Source organism: Saccharothrix sp. NBAS 001 (assembly GCF_056640475.1).
The window spans coordinates 55,951-73,598 of record NZ_CM153251.1 but is presented as its reverse complement, the minus strand read 5'-3'; the positions used below and the strand labels follow the sequence as shown (position 1 = coordinate 73,598).

The 17,648-nt window shown below is 72.8% G+C and carries 13 protein-coding genes; 7 read left to right on the top strand and 6 right to left on the bottom strand.

The features are described from left to right. Positions 1-123: 123 nt before the first annotated feature. The 3 genes from AC0HI0_RS00285 to AC0HI0_RS00275 all read left to right on the top strand — a co-directional run bounded on the left by AC0HI0_RS00285 (position 124) and on the right by AC0HI0_RS00275 (position 7,789). Positions 124-2,454: a Tex family protein gene (locus AC0HI0_RS00285; protein WP_480930175.1), complete on the top strand. Its 2,331-nt coding sequence runs from the start codon at positions 124-126 to the stop codon at positions 2,452-2,454. A 195-nt stretch (positions 2,455-2,649) separates the two neighbouring features. Next, a complete protein-coding gene (locus tag AC0HI0_RS00280; RefSeq protein WP_480930174.1) occupies positions 2,650-4,230 on the top strand; it encodes a phytoene desaturase family protein in 1,581 nt (526 codons plus the stop codon). A 742-nt stretch (positions 4,231-4,972) separates the two neighbouring features. Then, positions 4,973-7,789, top strand: coding sequence for an ATP-binding protein (locus tag AC0HI0_RS00275; RefSeq protein WP_480930173.1), 2,817 nt, complete (start codon positions 4,973-4,975; stop codon positions 7,787-7,789). Between the two features lie 55 nt (positions 7,790-7,844). Here the strand turns inward: AC0HI0_RS00275 and AC0HI0_RS00270 are convergent, their stop codons facing one another. Both AC0HI0_RS00270 and AC0HI0_RS00265 read right to left on the bottom strand, forming a co-directional pair. After that, positions 7,845-8,393, bottom strand: coding sequence for a LuxR C-terminal-related transcriptional regulator (locus tag AC0HI0_RS00270; RefSeq protein WP_041312653.1), 549 nt, complete (start codon positions 8,391-8,393; stop codon positions 7,845-7,847). Between the two features lie 99 nt (positions 8,394-8,492). Next, on the bottom strand, positions 8,493-8,960 hold the full coding sequence (locus AC0HI0_RS00265; protein WP_480930172.1) for a GNAT family N-acetyltransferase: 468 nt from the start codon (positions 8,958-8,960) through the stop codon (positions 8,493-8,495). A gap of 77 nt (positions 8,961-9,037) precedes the next feature. Here AC0HI0_RS00265 and AC0HI0_RS00260 point away from each other — a divergent pair, with 77 nt between their 5' ends. Then, on the top strand, positions 9,038-9,823 hold the full coding sequence (locus AC0HI0_RS00260; protein WP_480930171.1) for an enoyl-CoA hydratase/isomerase family protein: 786 nt from the start codon (positions 9,038-9,040) through the stop codon (positions 9,821-9,823). On the opposite strand, the gene AC0HI0_RS00255 is transcribed toward AC0HI0_RS00260, so the two are convergent. The 4 genes from AC0HI0_RS00255 to AC0HI0_RS00240 are packed head-to-tail and all read right to left on the bottom strand — an operon-like array spanning position 9,810 to position 14,734. Then, a complete protein-coding gene (locus AC0HI0_RS00255) occupies positions 9,810-10,286 on the bottom strand; it encodes an SLATT domain-containing protein (RefSeq protein ID WP_480930170.1) in 477 nt (158 codons plus the stop codon). The two genes, AC0HI0_RS00260 and AC0HI0_RS00255, sit on opposite strands and share 14 nt — an antisense overlap. 25 nt (positions 10,287-10,311) lie before the next feature. Next, positions 10,312-11,856, bottom strand: coding sequence for a serine/threonine-protein kinase (locus AC0HI0_RS00250; RefSeq protein WP_480930169.1), 1,545 nt, complete (start codon positions 11,854-11,856; stop codon positions 10,312-10,314). Between the two features lie 59 nt (positions 11,857-11,915). Beyond that, complete coding sequence (locus AC0HI0_RS00245) at positions 11,916-13,952, bottom strand: glycosyltransferase (RefSeq protein WP_480930168.1); 2,037 nt, start codon at positions 13,950-13,952, stop codon at positions 11,916-11,918. A gap of 2 nt (positions 13,953-13,954) precedes the next feature. After that, positions 13,955-14,734 (bottom strand): WecB/TagA/CpsF family glycosyltransferase, encoded by a 780-nt coding sequence (locus tag AC0HI0_RS00240; RefSeq protein WP_480930167.1) that lies wholly within the window; start codon positions 14,732-14,734, stop codon positions 13,955-13,957. Between the two features lie 108 nt (positions 14,735-14,842). Here AC0HI0_RS00240 and AC0HI0_RS00235 point away from each other — a divergent pair, with 108 nt between their 5' ends. From AC0HI0_RS00235 to AC0HI0_RS00225, 3 genes are read left to right on the top strand one after another with little or no spacing between them, the layout of a single operon-like run. Further along, on the top strand, positions 14,843-16,042 hold the full coding sequence (locus tag AC0HI0_RS00235) for an MFS transporter (protein WP_480934555.1): 1,200 nt from the start codon (positions 14,843-14,845) through the stop codon (positions 16,040-16,042). A 59-nt stretch (positions 16,043-16,101) separates the two neighbouring features. Next, entirely contained in the window at positions 16,102-16,758 is a 657-nt protein-coding gene (locus AC0HI0_RS00230) for a hypothetical protein (RefSeq protein ID WP_480930166.1), read from the top strand. A gap of 11 nt (positions 16,759-16,769) precedes the next feature. After that, positions 16,770-17,612 carry a transporter substrate-binding domain-containing protein gene (locus tag AC0HI0_RS00225; protein WP_480930165.1) on the top strand — a complete coding sequence of 281 codons (843 nt, stop codon included), beginning with the start codon at positions 16,770-16,772 and terminating at the stop codon, positions 17,610-17,612. Positions 17,613-17,648 lie beyond the last annotated feature (36 nt).

The window sequence follows — 17,648 nt, the reverse complement described above, 5'->3', positions numbered from 1 at the left end:
ACCAGGCCGTTCGGCGCAACCTTCCGTCACCGGCGGACCACCGCGTTCACCCGAACGGCCGGAACGGTGCCCGACCCGCCCATTTCCGCCCCTCCACCCCCGCACGGGCCGCGTGCGGGCACAATGCCTGGTGTGACCACAGCCATCCACCAGAGGATCGCCGACGAGCTGGGCGTGCGCGCCGGACAGGTCGGTGCCGCCGTCGACCTGCTCGACGGGGGCTCGACCGTGCCGTTCATCGCCCGCTACCGCAAGGAGGCGACCGGCGCGCTGGACGACACCCAGCTACGCACACTGGAAGAGCGGCTTGGCTACCTGCGCGAGCTGGAGGAGCGCCGGGCCGCGGTGCTGGAGTCGATCCGGTCGCAGGGCAAGCTCGACGACGCGCTGGAAGCCTCGATCCTGGCCGCCGATTCCAAGGCCCGCCTCGAAGACCTCTACCTGCCCTACAAGCCGAAGCGGCGCACCAAGGCGCAGATCGCCCGCGAGCAGGGCCTCGAACCCCTCGCCGAGGGGTTGTTGAACGATCCGACGACCGACCCGCAGGAGGCCGCGCTGGCCTACCTGACCGAGGAGGTCGCGGACGCCGCCGCCGCGCTCCAGGGCGCGCGGGCCATCCTGGTCGAGCGGTTCGGCGAGGACGGCGACCTGATCGGCGAGCTGCGCGAGCGCATGTGGGGCATGGGCCAGGTCGCCGCCAAGGTGCGCGAGGGCAAGGAGGAGGAGGGCGCGAAGTTCGCCGACTACTTCGACTTCTCCGAGCCGTTCACCAAGCTCCCGTCGCACCGCATCCTGGCGCTGTTCCGGGGCGAGAAGGAAGAGGTGCTCGACCTCCAGCTGGAGGCGGGCGACGACGAGGAGCCCACCGGCTACGAGGCGCGCATCGCGTCCCGCTTCGGCGTCGACGACCGCGGGCGCCCGGCCGACCGCTGGCTGTCCGACACCGTGCGCTGGGCCTGGCGCACCCGGATCCTGGTCCACCTGGGCATCGACCTGCGCTCCCGGCTGCGCCAGTTCGCCGAGGACGAGGCGGTCCGGGTGTTCGCGTCCAACCTGCGCGACCTGCTGCTGGCCGCGCCCGCCGGCACCCGCGCCACGATGGGCCTGGACCCCGGCTTCCGGACCGGTGTGAAGGTGGCCGTGGTGGACGCGACCGGCAAGGTCGTCGCCACCGACACGATCTTCCCGCACGTCCCGGCCAACCGCTGGGACGAGGCGATCGCCAAGCTCGCCGCGCTGGCCGGGAAGCACGACGTCGAGCTGATCGCGATCGGCAACGGCACCGCCTCCCGGGAGACCGACAAGCTGGCCGGCGACCTGCTCAAGCGGCACGCCGACCTCAAGCTGACCAAGGTCGTGGTGTCCGAGGCGGGCGCGTCGGTGTACTCCGCGTCCGCGTTCGCCTCCGCCGAGCTGCCCGGCATGGACGTGTCGCTGCGCGGCGCGGTCAGCATCGCCCGCCGGTTGCAGGACCCGCTGGCCGAGCTGGTCAAGATCGACCCGAAGTCCATCGGCGTCGGCCAGTACCAGCACGACCTGTCCGAGTCGAAGCTGTCGCGCTCGCTGGACGCTGTGGTCGAGGACTGCGTGAACGCGGTCGGCGTCGACCTGAACACCGCGTCCGCGCCGCTGCTCACCCGCGTCTCGGGCATCACCGCCGGCCTCGCGGAGAACATCGTGCAGCACCGCGACTCCAACGGCCCGTTCCGGTCGCGGACGGCGCTCAAGGACGTGGCCCGCCTGGGGCCCAAGGCGTTCGAGCAGTGCGCGGGCTTCCTGCGCATCCCGAACGGCGACGACCCGCTGGACGCCTCTTCCGTGCACCCCGAGGCGTACCCGGTGGTGCGGCGCATCCAGCAGCACGCCAAGGCCGAGCTGATCGGCAACACCGCGGTGCTGAAGTCGTTGCGGCCGAACGATTTCGTGGACGAGAAGTTCGGTCTGCCGACCGTCACGGACATCCTGCGCGAGCTGGAGAAGCCCGGCCGCGACCCGCGCCCGGCGTTCAAGACGGCGACCTTCGCCGACGGCGTGGAGAAGCTCGGCGACCTCAAGCCCGGCATGGTGCTGGAGGGCGTGGTGACGAACGTGGCCGCGTTCGGCGCGTTCGTCGACATCGGCGTGCACCAGGACGGCCTGGTGCACATCTCCGCCCTGTCCGACACCTACGTCAAGGACCCGCGCGACGTGGTCAAGTCCGGTGACGTGGTGCGGGTGAAGGTGCTGGAGGTCGACATCCCGCGCAAGCGGATCGGCCTGACCCTGCGCTTGCAGGACGAGCCCGGCCGCAAGGCCCCGCAGGAAGGCAACCGGCAGCGCGGCGGTGGCGGCGGCGGTGGCGGCCGGCCGCGTCAGCAGCAGCAACGCCAGCAGCAGCGCCAAGAACGCCCGCCCGCCAACGGCGCGATGGCCGAGGCGCTGCGCCGCGCCGGACTCGGCGGCGGCTCGAAGTGACCGACCGCTGCCGCGTTCCGCACGGGACGCGGCAGCGGGCTCTCCACCCCGCACACCGAGCCTGATCAGGGTTCACGACGTCCACTGTGGACCGTGGGCGGAAATTCGGGGTCGGCACGGGCGGCCTTCCGGCGTACCGTGACCCGGACGCCGGTGTCCGGGCGACACCGGTGTCCGAGCCGAGGGGGCGATGCGGTGGGCGACGACGTGGACGCGGTGGTCATCGGGTCCGGGCCGAACGGGCTGGTCGCGGCGAACCTGCTGGCCGACGCCGGCTGGGACGTGCTGGTGCTGGAGGCCGCCGACGAGCCCGGTGGCGCGGTGCGGACCGCCGAGCTGACCGCGCCCGGCTTCCACAACGACGTGTTCAGCGCGTTCTACCCGCTGGGCGCCGGCTCGCCGGTGCTGGCCGGGCTCGGGCTGGAGCGGCACGGGCTGCGCTGGCGGCACGCGCCCGAGGTGCTCGCGCACGTCCTGCCCGACGACCGGGCCGTGCTGCTCTCGCGCGACCTCGACCGCACGGCCGCGTCCGTGGAGGCGTTCGGCGCGGGCGACGGGGCCGCGTGGCGGGCGGAGTTCGTTCGCTGGCAACGGGTTCGCGACCACCTGATGGAGGCGGTCACCCGGCCGTTCCCCCCGGTCCGGGCCGGCGCGCGGCTGCTGCGCGAACTCGGCGCGGCCGACGCGCTGAGGTTCGCGCGGATGGCCGTGCAGCCCGTGCGGTCCTTCGGGGACGAGCGGTTCACCGGCCCCGGCGCGCCGTTGTTGTTGGCGGGCAACGCGATGCACACCGACCTGGGCCCGGACGACGCGGGCGGCACGATCTTCGGCTGGCTGCTGTCGATGCTCGGCCAGGATCTGGGCTACCCGGTGCCCGAGGGCGGCGCCGGCCAGCTGACCGGGGCGCTGGTGCGCCGGCTGGGCGGCAAGGTGCAGTGCGGCCGACCGGTCGCCGGGGTCGTGGTGGCCCGGGGGCGCGCGCTCGGCGTGCGGGACGCGGCGGGCGGCCTGGTGCGGGCCCGGCGGGCGGTGCTGGCCGACGTGCCCGCGCCGAACCTCTACCTCGACCTCGTCGGCGCGGACCACCTGCCCGCCCGGCTGGTCGCCGACCTGGCGGACTTCGACTGGGACGACGCGACGGTGAAGGTGGACTGGGCGCTGTCCGGGCCGATCCCGTGGACGGCGGCCGAGGCGCGCGGCGCGGGCACCGTCCACCTGGGTGGCGACCTCAACGGCCTGTCCACGTCGAGCACGGAACTGCGGACCGGCCGGCTGCCGCGCACCCCGTTCCTGATCATGGGCCAGATGACCACGGCCGACCCGACCCGGTCGCCGGCCGGCACCGAGACCGCGTGGGCGTACACGCACGTGCCGCGCGGCGTGAAGTGGACGGCCGACCGGGCGCGGCGGCGGGCCGACCGGGTGGAGCAGCTCGTCGAGCAGCACGCGCCGGGCTTCCGCGACCTGGTGCTGGCCCGCTCGGTGCAGGGCCCGGCGGAGCTGGAGGCGCGCAACGGGAGCCTGGTCGGCGGCTCGACCAACTCCGGCACCGCGGCGCTGCACCAGCAGCTGGTGTTCCGCCCGGTGCCGGGGGCCGGCCGCGCGGACACGCCGGTCGACCGGCTGTTCCTGGCCGGGGCGTCGGCGCACCCCGGCGGCGGCGTGCACGGCGCGGCGGGCGCGAACGCGGCGCGGGCGGCGTTGGCGCGCAACGGTTTCGCGGGCGAGGGCTACCGGCTCGCGATCGGCGGCCTGCACCGGCTGCTCTACCCGTGACCCCGGGCCCGCCGCCCGCACCCGGGCTACCGGTCGCACCCGGCCGGGCGATGGGGGACTGCGCGATCGGCGAGATCACCCGCACCTGCCTGACGACCACCCGGGCGATCGATCAGCGGGTCGTGGCCCCTCGGCGTCGACCGGAACGGCACGTTCCAGCCCGCGCACCCGGCGGCGACGCGTCGAGGAAGACCTCGGGTTCCGGCCCCACTGCCGGGCGCGTCCGCACAAGATCAGGCGCGCCCGCCACGTCCATGAAGCCGCGCACCCGGGGCTCGACTCGAAATACCCGGCCGACGTCGTGGCCGTGGTCCTTCAGCGTCAATTCGACCCGGTGCCCGCAGCTGCCGCCCCGCTCGCCGGACAACCCCGGGACCGGCCTTGACCTCGGCCTTTCCCGCCCCGGTCGCACGGCGGGCCGGGAGCGGCGCGGCGGTCGGACCGGCGGCGAACTTGCCTGCGAAAGACTCCCGGATATGAGTTACCGACGAGTAGGACCATTCGGCGAACCGGCCCTGATCGCCTAATATTGTGAGCTGACCCACGTCCGCGAACCAACGCCGGGAGGATCCGCAGCGCGCGCGGTGAGAGGCGCCGGAAGGCATTCCGCAGTGCTTTCCGACGCCCCGTTGCGCCGAACGGAGCAGTCCGCCGCCCGGTCTCGGCCCACGTACGCAGGGGCGCTGTCCGTGAACGACCCGGGTTCCGTGACCCGGGTCGGCCGACGACCGGGAGTCTCCGCATGACACCACCGCGCACCAGTTCCCCCGTCCTGGTAGGCCGGGTGGACGAGCTGGATGCGCTGCTCGGAGCCGTCGCCGCGCAGCCGTCCGTAGCACTCGTGGAAGGTGAGGCGGGGGTCGGGAAGAGCCGGTTGGTCCGCGAACTGCTGCACCGGCCGGAGGTCGCGCCGCTGCGCGTGCTGACCGGTTTCTGCCAGCCGCTGCGCGAGCCGTTCCCCTACGGCGCGGTGCTCGACGCGCTGCGCACGGTCGGCGGGCTGCTCGGCCGGGTACCGCTGAGCCCGGTGACCGGCGTGCTGCGGCCGCTGCTGCCCGAGATCGCCGACCGGCTGCCCGACCAACCGCAACGCCCCGAGGACCCGCGCCAGGAGCGGCACCACCTGTTCCGCGCGGTGCGCGAGGTGCTCGCCGCGCTCGGGCCGGTGCTGCTTGTGGTGGAAGACCTGCACTGGGCCGACGACGGCTGCCGGCACCTGCTGCGGTTCCTGATGGCCGACCCGCCGGCGAACCTGACCGTCCTGGTGACCTACCGGCGCGAGGACGCGCCCGGCGGGATGCCGCTGGGCAGCGCCTACCGGCCGCCCGCGGGCGTCGCCGGGGTCGTCGTCGCGCTGAGCCCGCTCGACGTCGCGCAGGTGCACGACCTGACCGCGGCGATCCTCGACGTGGAGGGGGTGCCGGCCGAGTTCGCCGCCCGGCTGCACGAGCGCACCGCCGGCATCCCGTTCGTGGTGGAGGAGATGCTGCGGTCGCTGCGCGACCCGGACTGGCGGCTGCTGGACGAGGTCGAGGTGCCCGCGCTGCTGCGCGACGCCATGGCCGAGCGGCTGGACCGGCTGCCCACGACCGGCCGGCGGATCGCGCACGCCGCCGCCGTGCTGGGCGTGCCCGCGAGCGAGGCGCTGCTCGCCGAGGTCGGCGCGGTGGAGCCGGACCGGGCGCGGGCGGCGTTGACCCACGCCCTGCACAGCGGCGTGCTGCACGAGGCCGAGGAGTCCCGCTACGGGTACCGGCACTCGCTGGCGCAGCAGGCCGTCTACGACACGATGACCGGCCCGGACCGGCAGCGGCTGCACCTGCGGGCGCTGGCGGCGCTGGAGGGCGCGGTGCCCCGGCCGTTCATGCAGCTGGCCGAGCACAGCCTGCGGGCCGGGCGGCTGGCCGACTGGCTGCGGCACGGCGAGGCCGCCGCCGACCGGGCGCTGGAGGTCGGCGACGCGTCCACCGCGACCCGGCTCTACCAGCGGCTGCTGGACGACGCCACCCTGACACCGTCCGATGTGGACAGACTCGCGGTGAAGCTGGGCCAGGTCGCGCGCGGCGGCGTCGACCAGCACGACCCGCGCACCACGCTGGAGTGGCTGCTCAACGACCGGCGGCTGTCCCGGGGCGCGCGCGGCGAGGTGCGGATGAACCTGGGGTTCCTGCTGATCCGCCAGTTCGAGAGCACCGTCGCGGCGCGCCTGCAACTGGAGCAGGCGGTGGAGGAGCTGACCGACAAGCCGAACCTGGCGATGCACGCGCGGGCCGTGCTGGGGCAGCCGTTCATCGGCAGCACGCCGCTGGCCGAGCACCTGCGGTGGATGCGCGTGGTGGACGCCTACATCGAGACGGCCGAGGACCCGGGCGTCCGGTACGCGCTGATGGCCAACGAACTCGGCTCGCGGCTGTCGATCGGCGACGCCGCGGTGGTCGCCGAGCTGGACCGGCTGCCCGCGACCTCGTCGGACGTGGAGACCCGGCGGCACCTGGCGCGGGCCCACTGCAACATCGCCGACGCGGGGATGCTGGTCGGCCACTTCGAACTCGCCCGCGACTTCCTGACCCGCGGCCTGCGGCTCACCGTCGGCGCGGGCGTGCCGTTCACCGCGAGCACCGGTCAGTCGACCCGGATCCACCTCGACTGGTACTCCGGCAACTGGGGTTCGCTGGCGGCGCGGTCCGCGCGGCTGCTGGAGGAGTACCGCGAACTGCTGCCGGTGGCCAGCGAGGCGTCGCTGGTGCTGGGGTGCCTGGCGCTGGCGCGCGGCGACTGGGAGGAGGCGGAGCGGTACCTGGCCGACAGCGGCGTGCGGTCGGTGGAGACCGCGATCACGCCGGTGGCGCTGAGCGGGTTCGCCGCGCTGTCCCGGCTGGCGTTCGAGCGCGGCAACCGGCCGCGCGCCTGCGCGGAGGCCGACCGGGGGCTGGACCTGATGCGGCGCAAGGGGGTGTGGGCGTGGGCGGGCGAACTCGCGCCGGCCGCCGTGGACGCCTACTGCGCCGCCGGGCGGGTGGAGGACGCGGCGAAGCTGGTGGAGGAGCTGACCGCCGGCATCGCCGACCTCGACGCGCCGCTGGCGCACGTGGCGCTCAAGACGTGCCGGGCGCTGCTCGCCGTCGGCCGCGAGGAGGACGCGGTGTACCTGTTGCAGGACGCGCGGCGGGCGGCGGACGCGCTCGGGCTGGCGTACTACTCGGCGCAGCTGTCCGAGCGGATCGCGTTGTGCGGCTTGGAGAGCGGGGACGACGCGGCGGTGGCCGCGCTCGGCGAGGTGGCCGACCGGTTCGACGCGCTGGGTGCCAGCCGGGACGCGGCGCGCTGCCGGCACCTGGTGCGCGGGGCGGGCGTGGCGACCCCGTCACGGCGGGGGCGGCGCGGGTACGGCAACGCGCTGTCGCCGCGCGAGCAGGACGTGGCGCGGTTGCTGGCGCAGGGGCGCACCAACCGGGAGATCGCCGACGTGCTGTTCCTGTCGCCGCGGACGGTGGAGCAGCACGTGGCGCGGGTGCTGCGCAAGCTGGGCGTGACGTCCCGGGTCGAACTGCTCGCGTGAGCGGGCAGGCGAGGGTCCCGGCGGCGGCTGCCGTCGAGACCCCCGGGAGGCCCGGTCACAGGTACGAGCGCTGACCCCACGGCATCGCGGCGGCCAACTGGGCGCGCCGGCCGATGTCGAGCTTGCGGTAGATGCGGGTGATGTGCAGTTCGACCGCCCGGGTGGACACCGAGAAGTGCTCGGCGATCTGCCGGTTGGTCATGCCCTCCAACATCATCAGCGCGATCCGGTGTTCGTGCGGCGTCAGCGGCTCGCGAGCCCGGGAGTCGGCGCTCTGGCCGTCGCGCGGCCGGACCATGCCCGGCACCCGCTCTCCCTCGGGCACGCCGAGCAGCACGTGCCACTGGCGGATGCGGACCTCGGCGATGGACTGCGACCGCACGTACGGGTCGCCGCGCACCAGATCGCGTGCGGCGGCCTCGTCGGGCACCTGGCAGATCAGCAGCACCCCGGACCCGTCCGCCCAGGGCCCGGTACCGACCAGCACGCCCTGCTCGGCGAGCGGGCGCCAGTATTCGCGATGGGCCAGATGAATGGATCTACGCACCTGCCGCGCATCACGAAATGTCAACTCAACGGCGAAAGCCACTGGACTGATCCCCATTTCATATCCGCGGCCGACTTTCGCCACATACTCAACTGGGGGCCTTATTCACTGTCAAGTGGGAGAGGTCACACGGGTGATGCCGAAACCTGATAGCTCCTATAGCCGCTTTTCGAACCAGTGCTCCGCATAGCGGTCGTCGTTGAAGGGTGCTACCTCACGGTAACCGTGCCGGGCGTACAGCTTCCGGGCTTCGACCAGGTCAGAGCGGGTATCCAGCCGAACGGACGAAGCACCAATTGAGACAGCGGCTTCCTCGACCGCCGCCAGCAGCACTGCTCCACCACCCTGCCCGCGTGCGTCCGAATGGACGAACAGCCGTTTCAGCTCGGCCGTTTCCGAACTCACCATCCGGAACCCGGCGCAGCCCAGCGGCCGGCCGTCGAGTCGGCCGACGAAGAACGCCACCAGGTCGTCGGTCGGGTCGTCCGCGATCGCCTGGTCGACCTCCCGGTCGGCCGCCGCACGGCCGTAGTAGCGCCCGATGATGTCCGCCAGGTAGGTGCGGACGAGCGCGCGCGCCTCGGCGTCGTCGACCGGTACGGACTGAACGGTCCAGTTGGCCATACCGGTGATTCTGGGCGAGGTTGGGCCATTCGGACACCTGGTTTTCGGCATTCCGGGCGCGTGTAAAGTCCTCGCCCGTGGCAGCGCAACAGGTCCGCGTCGAGCGCGACGCGGCGGGTCTGGCCGTGCTCACCGTCGACGCTCCCCCGCTGAACCTCTACACCGCCGAACTCCAGGACCTGCTCGACGACGCCATCGGCGACCTGGAGGACCGGCCCGCGCGGGCGCTGCTGATCCGCGCCGAGGGCAAGGTGGTCAGCGGCGGCGTGGACGTGCGCCTGTTCGCCGCCCAGCCGTCCCGGGCCAAGGTCAAGGCGCTGTTCGACCAGATGCTCGACCTGCCGGAGCGGGTGGCCGCGCTGCCGTTCCCGACCGTGTTCGCCGCGCACGGCCTGTGCCTGACCTGGGCGTTCGAGGTCGCGGTGGCGTGCGACATCGTGCTGGCCGCCGAACGTGCCCGGTTCGGCCTGGTGGAGCGGGTGATCGGGCTCACCCCGACCATGGGCGGCACGCAGCGCCTGGCCGCCCGCGCGGGCGTGGGGCGGGCCAAGGAGTTGGTGATGACCGGCGACCGGTACGACGCGGCGACGCTGGAGCGCTGGAACGTGGTCAACCGGGTGCTGCCCGACGACGGCTTCGACGACGCCGCGCTGCGGTTCGCCGCGACCCTCGCCACGGGCCCCACGATGGCCCACGCGGCCACCAAACAGGTGCTGGCGCACTACGAGCGCGGCGGCGTCGCCGAGGCGAACGAGCACATCACGTCCATCGCCGCGGACCTGTTCGAGACCGAGGACCTCCAGCACGGCGTCCGGTCGTTCCTGCGGGACGGTCCGGGCAAGGCCGTGTTCACCGGTCGCTGATCCGCCGGAATTCCAGCCACCGCTCGCTCTGCCCCGCCCAGATCTCCTGGTAGCGCGCGAACATCTCGTCGAGCCGGGCCCGGTCGAGTTCCTCCGCCGGGTGCGCGGCGATGTAGTGCCGCAGCTCGTCGCGCAGCCGCAGGAACAGGTGCAGCGACTCCTCCATCAGCACCCACAGCGACCGCCAGGCGAAGAACGGTTCCAGCGCGCCGAACAGGGTGGTCAGCGCCACCAGCGAGAACGCCAGGCCGGTCCAGAAGTCCAGGTCCTGCCAGCCCAGGATGATCGTGGCGGACGCGGACAGGCCGAGCACGGCGACCTTGAGCACCACCGACCGCCGCCGGAACTGGCTGCGGCGGACGGTGCTGTACCGGGTGGCCTCCTCCATGCGGGCCGGCAGGTCGTGCGCCAACTCCAGCGTCGTGAGCCCGGACTTCACCACGGGCTTCTCCGGCGTGTCCACGCCCGGACCATATCCGCGCGGTGAGCTACTTGGGGTCGTAAGCGGTGGGCGCGTACCAGGCCAGTGCGGAACGCACCTCGGCCACGTCCCGCTCGCGCCGCTTGCGGTACCGCTCGTGCGAGATCGGGTAGACCCGCACGCCGCCCTTGTGCGTCTGGAAACTGCCGCGCCCCAACGTCTCCGGCACCTGTGCCGCGCTGACCAGCCACACCATGACCCACGGCCGCGCGCCCTGGCCCTCGACCTTGACCCGGGAGATCGCGTACCACGGCAGCCGGCGCTTCTCCTCGCCGCCGGACAGCGTCAGCCCGTCCGGGCCGATGTCGACGGTCAGCGGCCGGCGCAGCGCGTCGACCAGCAGCCGGATCGCGAAGATCGCGAACACCACGAACGCGACGCCCGCCGCCACCCGCACGCCGGTGGGCGCGCCGGAGGCCCGGTCCGCGATCGAGCCGCAGACCAGGGCGGCGAACACGTGCGCGGCCATCCACCCCAGCCCGGCCGCCCGCGACGTCCGGAACTGCGCCCCGCTCTTCTTCAGCGGCGGCGTGTACGGCCGGATCAGGCCGCCGGCCGGCACGGCCCCGGACGGCGGCACCCGGGACGGCTGCCCGACCGGCGGCGGCGGGTCCTCCACCAGCAGCCTGGTCGGCGGTTTGCGCTCCTCGGCGAGCAGCCGGGTGGGCGGCTTCGCGGGCAGTTCGCGCAGCTCGGTGTGCCGCTGCTCGACCAGGGTGCGGACCTGCGCGGGCAGCCACGACGGCTCGTTGGACGGCGGCCCGATCAGCTCCAGCAGCCGGGCCGGGGTCGGCCGGTTGGCGGGCTCGCGGACCAGGCACGGCACGATCAGCGGCACCAGGCCGGGCGGCACCCGGGACAGGTCCGGCTCCTGGTGCACGACCCGGTAGACCAGCGCGGACGTGGCGCCCTCGCCGAACGGCCCGGCCCCGGTCGCGGCGTAGACCAGCACCGAGCCGAGCGCGAAGATGTCGCTCTGCGGCGTGATCGCCGACCCGACGACCTGCTCGGGCGAGAGGTAGCCGGGCGTGCCGAACACGATCCCGGCCTCGGTCAGCGCGGAGTGCTCCATGGCCCGCGCGATGCCGAAGTCGATGACCCGGGGCCCGTCGTTGGCCAGCAGCACGTTGGACGGCTTGAGGTCTCGGTGCACCAGGCCCGCGCCGTGGATCGCCACCAGCGCCTCCGCCAGCCCGCCCGCGAGCCGCCGCACGGCGCGCTCGGGCAGCGGCCCGAAGTCCTGCACGGCCTGCTGGAGGGTCGGTCCGGGCACGTACTCGGTGGCCATCCACGGCCGGTCGGCGTCGGGGTCCGCGCCGACCACGGTGGCCGTCCAGAACCCGCCGACCGACCGCGCCATCTCGACCTCGCGGCGGAACCGCTCGCGGAACTGCGGGTTGTCGGCGAGTTCGGCCCGCGCCACCTTGACCGCGACCGGGCGACCGCCGAGGGACCTGGCCAGGTACACGGACCCCATCGCCCCGCGACCCAGGGCGGCGAGCAACGTGAAGTCGCCGATCCGCGGTGGGGCGTTCGCAGGCAGTGGTTGCACGACACCCACATTAGAGGCGTCGGCGGCCGGCGTCGGCCAAGACGGGTAGTTCTACTCGGTCACCCTTCGGCCAAGGCGACGAGTTCGGCCGCCCGCGAGTGCCACGAGAACCGGGTCACCGACGCGCGCAGGGCGTTCGCCGGGCGCAGCCCGCCCTCGGACAGGGTGCGGCGCACCGCGTCCACGAACTCGGCATGGCCGGTGGTCGCGCGCACCCGGTCGGTGTAGGTGGCGAGTTCGGCGAAGTCCGTGCTCACCACCGGCAGGCCCAGGGCCAGGTACTCCTTGAGCTTGATCGGGTTGGAGTGCTTGATCCAGTTGTTGTCCTGCCACGGCATGATCGCCACGTCGAACGCCGACCCGTAGGCCGGGATCGTGTCGTACGGGCGGAAACCCAGCCAGTGCACGTTGGGGTACTTGTCGAACCGCTCCATGGGGTGCGTCGCGTCCCCGATGAGCACCAGCGACGCCGTGGGCAGCTCGGCCGCGAGGCGCTCCAGCAGGTCGAAGTCGACCACGAAGTCGTCCAGCGCGCCGAAGAACCCGATCCTCGGCCCGTCGACCGCCCGGACGTCGTCGGGCCACTCGAACTCGGGGCGCGCGGTGAAGTGGTCGATGTCCACGCCGTGGTCCAGGAAGTGAGCCCGGTCACCGGTGCGCGGGCGCTCCTCGTCCATCAGCGCGTGGCTGACGTAGACGACGTGGTCGGAGTGCGCGAGCAGTTCGTGCTCCAGGGCCTCGATGGACGTGCGGTCGGCCTCCGGGAAGTCCGAGTGCCGGTCCGAGCGGTTGAACACCAGGCTGTGCTTGCGCATCGGCGCGACGACGTCCCACGCGGTCGGGATGGTGACCATGATCACGGGCGTGCGCATCCGCAGCGCGGTCGCGACCAGCCGCACCTGCGTGCGCACCAGCACGGCGTTGACCTTGCGCAGGAACGGCGAGCCGTAGAACGGCAGCGGCAGCGGCGACATCACGTAGAAGTTCGGCAGCGGCTTGCGCACGAACTTGGCGACGCTGCGGAGCTTGCGCAGGATGCGCCGCGCCACGTGCGTGCTGTTGCCGGGCGTGGGCATCCTCATCCCGATGCTGTTGACCACCAGCACCTTGCGGCGCTGCGCGACCGACCTCATCAGCTGGAAGTCCGAGTGCGCCCGGTTGTGGTACCACCAGTCCTGCGCGGAGAAGCAGATCCAGCCGTGGTCCTCGCCCGGCCGCGCGGGCCAGCGCCGCCAGCGCAGCAGGTCGCCCAGCGCCTTGCGGTGCTTGGGTTCGCGCGGCGCGCGCAGCAGTTCGTTGAGCAGCACGGCCCACCACATCGCGAACGCGGCCAGGCGGCCGTGACGCTCCCGGATCATCCGGACGCGGTTGGTGGTGGCCATCGACCACAGGACGGGTGACGTGGACTGCTCGCCGCCCAAGTGCACGGCGCGCGAGCGCGGCTCGAAGCGGACGCCGAACCCGCGCTTGCCGGCGCGCAGCATGTACTCGGTCTCCTCCGAGTACAGGAAGTACCGCTCCTCCAGCTTGCCGGTGGCGTCCCGGCACTCGCGCGACACCAGCCACGCGGCCCCGGTCACCCAGTCCGCCGTGCCGGTCCGCTCGTAGGCGCGCTGGTCGACCACCAGTTCGCCCAGCGGCGCGAGCCGGCCCGCGCGGAAGCCGCCGAGCAGGGCTTCTCCCAAGGCCCGCAACGGGTTCGGCGCACGGCGCAGCGAGAGCTGCTGGCTGCCGTCCTCGTTGAGCAGGCGCGGCGCGGCGACGCCGACGCCGGGCTGGGCGAGCGCTTCGCGCAGCGGCCCCAAAGCTCCCGGTTCGAGCCGGATGTCCGGGTTGAGCACGAGGACGTCGCAGTCGGGCGCGGCGGCGAACCCCGCGTTCACCCCGGCCGCGAACCCGTCGTTCGTGGTCCTGGCCACGATCTGCGCGTTCGGGGCGGTGCGGGCCACGACGTCGAGCGTGTCGTCGGTCGAGGCGTTGTCCACCACGACCACCCGCCCGTCCGGAATGGACTCCAGGGCGACGGCGACCGACTCCAGGCACTCCTGGACGACGTCGGCGCTGTGGTAGGTCACGATGACCACGGCGAGCGGCACGGTCACTTCTCCCGGGTGAAGCGGGTACGGAGCGCGGAGGACAGCAGTCTGAACGCGAACGGCAGGTCGTCGCGCAGGTAGCGCTTGGCGAGCCGGCGGGGCTCCAGGGCGAGCCGGTGCAGCCACTCGGCGCCCATCTTCTGCACCACGCCGGACGCGCGGCGGAACTCGCCCGCCGCCATCGGGATGCCCGCGCCGCAGCCCAGGAACCAGGTCTCGGGCAGTTCCGCGCGCAGCAGCCGGATCAGCCGTTCCTGCTTCGGGAACCCGAGGCCGACCAGCACCAGGTCCGGTTTGGCCTCGACCACCCGGGCCACCGCCTCGGCGGTCGCGGCCGGGGCGGCGTCGAAGCCGAACGCGGGCGAGTCGGTGCCCGCGACCCGCAGGCCCGGGTAGCGCCCGACCAGCACGCCGGCCGCCTTCTCCGGGATGCCGGGGTTGCCGCCGAGCAGGTAGACCGAGCGGCCCGCGCGGGCGGCGGCCTCGGCGAGCGTGAAGACCAGTGACGAGCCGGTCACGCGTTCCGGGACGGCGGTGCCGGCCAGTCGCCCGGCCCACACCACGGGCATCCCGTCGGCGACCACCACCTCGGACTCGGCGATCAGCGCGGCCAGTTCCGGCGAACGGGTCGCGGCGCGCACGATGTCCACGTTGGCCGTGACGATCGCGCCGCCCTCGCCGCGCTGCCAGGCTCCCAGGACGTGCTCGGCGACGCCGGATTCGCGGACGGACCACACGTCGACGGCACCCACCCGGACCACGGGCGGAGGGATCTGCGGCATACCCGCGTCATCGGGTTCCGGAGGGTCCCCGTTACCGGCCCGGGCTGTGATCACCGACCCCGCGCGCATCCGCCGTAACGACTACCGCCGGTGACCGATATCGAAGTCATGTACGTCGCGTCGGTCCGACCGTCCGAACGGGTCAAGGGCAAGGTCCCCGGCACGGTCGTCGCCCTGGGCACGGTGAGCCTGCTCACCGACGTCTCGGCCGAGATGGTCACCGCTTTCATGCCCGTCTACCTGCTGGTGACCCTCCAGATGGGCTATGCGCAGTTCGGCATCCTCGACGGCCTCTACACGGGCGCGACGGCGGTGCTCCGACTGGTGGGCGGCCAGGTCGCCGATCGGACGCACCGGCACAAGGCGGTGGCGGCGTTCGGTTACGGGCTGTCGGCGGCGACGAAGTTCATCTTCCCGGCGGTGGGCGCGAACGCGTTCGGCATCGGGGCGACGATGGCCGCCGACCGCGCGGGCAAGGGCCTGCGCACCGCGCCCCGCGACGCGCTGATCTCGCTGGCCACTCCCCCGGACAAGCTCGGCGCGGCGTTCGGCGTGCACCGCAGCATGGACACGGTCGGCGCGCTGCTCGGCCCGCTGGTGACGTTCCTGCTGCTGGCCAACATCGGCATCGTCGCGGGCCCGGTGTTCGTGGTGAGCGCCTGCTTCGCGCTGGTCGGCCTGATCGTGCTGATCGCGTTCGTGCGGGAGAACAAGGCCGAGGCGAAGGCCGGCCCGAAGCCGTCGGTCAAGGCCGGGTTGGCGCTGCTCAAGGACACCGACTACCGGCGGGTCACGATCGCGGCGGCCGTGCTGGGCCTGGCCACGCTGTCCGACGCGTTCGTGTTCATCCTGGTGCAGAAGGCGACGGACGTGTCGCTGGCCGCGCTCCCGCTGATGCCGCTGGGCACCGCCCTGGTCTTCCTGGTCGCGGCCGGACCGGTCGGCCGGCTCGCGGACAAGATCGGGCGCTGGAAGGTGTTCCTCGGCGGGCACGTGCTGCTGCTCGCGGTCTACGTGCTGCTGCTCGCACCGGGCACCGGTTACTTCGGGGTCGGTGCCGCGCTGCTGCTGCACGGCCTCTTCTATTCCGCCACGGATGGCGTACTTTCCGCGCGGGTGAGCACGCTGGTACCCGAATCATTGCGGGCTTCCGGCCTTTCGGTAGTCCAGACGGGTCAGGCCCTCACCCGGTTGGTCTCGTCGGTCGGATTCGGTTTCCTGCTCCAGTTCGCCGCGTTCGGCACCGCCGTGTACGCCGCGATCGGCGCATTGGTGCTCTCCGTCGTGGTGGCTTGGCGAATGACCTGAAACACCCGCTCTGAACCGATATCGTGGGCGCTTCCGACGGAGTGCTCCGGAGCGGCCCCTTGAAACGTCCGTGGTGGGCGATCCAACTGCTGTGGGCAGTGCCCCTGCTGCTCGGCGTGTCGTGTTTCGTGGTCTGGTTGCTGTTGCTGGGCAACAAGGGTCAGGGCATCGCGGACGCGGTGTCGTTGCTGGTCGGCACCGCTTCGCTGGTCGCCACGGTGATCAGCCTGCAGAATTCGACGGTCCGTAAAAGGGCGGAGAAGTCACCCCGCCGGCCATTGCCGCGCTGGGCCGTGGGCGCGGTCGTCGCGGCGGTCGGCGCGATAGCCGGCGCGTTCTTCTGGCTCATCGTGGTGAAACCGGACGTGCCGGTCACCGACCTGGTCGACCTGTCCAACGCGGACCGGATGAAGGACGGCGAACTGGCCTCCTTCCCGGTGCCCGGTCGACCGCCCGAGCGCCAGTACCTCTACTTCGTGCCGTCGCTGGTCAACCACGAGCCGGTGGGCGACTGCGTCGGCGCCGCGCGGTTGAGCGTCACGCTGGTCCGCGACGGCCGCAAGGACCCGCCCCGCGAGGAACTCCTGTCCGACCGCGAGATCCGGCTCGACCTCGACGGCACGACCCGCGAGGCCCGGGTGCTGGTCGCGCTGTCCGTACCGGACCCGACGTGCGTCGTGGACCTCAGCGTCACCGAAGCCGTGCTCTACAACTGAGGAGGACCCGGATGTCCCGCCGCATCACCGCCGTGCTCGCCGCGGTCGCCGCGCTGGCCGCCTGCCAGGGGCCGGTCGGGGGCCAGCGCCCGACGTCCAGCAACCAGAGCACGTTGATCCGGTCGGTGAACGTGGGTGTGGGCACCGACATCCCCGGACTGGGCCTGCTCAACCCCGACACCCACGAACGCCTGGGCTTCGACGTCGACCTGTACCGCTGGCTGGGCAACAACACCGAGCCGAAGTTCGCGCCGGTCGAGGTCGACGTGCTGATCGCCGACCGGGTCAACGCGCTGGCGCTGGGTCGCGTGCAGCTGGTCGTGGAGGTGTTCTCGATCACCGACGAGCGGCGCGGCAAGATCGGTTTCGCCGGGCCGTACCTGACTTCGCAGCAGGGTTTCCTGGTGCGCGACGGCGAGGGCACCGCGATCAAGTCGCTGGACGACCTGGCCGGCAAGACGGTGTGCACCCAGGCCGGCAGCACCTCCTACAACCAGCTCACCACCGGTGCCCTCAAGGGGCAGGTGACCACGACCAGCGAACTGGGCACCCGCCAGTGCGTGGACCGGTTGCTGCGCAAGGAGGTCGACGCCGCTTCGACGGACCAGATCGTGCTGCGCGGGTTCGCCCGGCAGAACCCGGGCTTGAAGGTGCTCGACCTGACCTTCGGGGCGCAGGAGCGCTACGGCGTCGGCCTGCCGAAGGGCGACCGCGAACTCTGCGAGCGGATGTCCCAGGGGATCAAGGACTTCATCACCAACGGCGCGTGGGACCAGTTCTTCCGGTCGAACTTCGGCGACCTGTCGCCGGAGGGCCACAAGCCCGACCCGAACCGCCTCGACCCGTGCCCGTGACCGCCGGAGGGGCGGCGGCCCCTCCGGCGGTCGCCG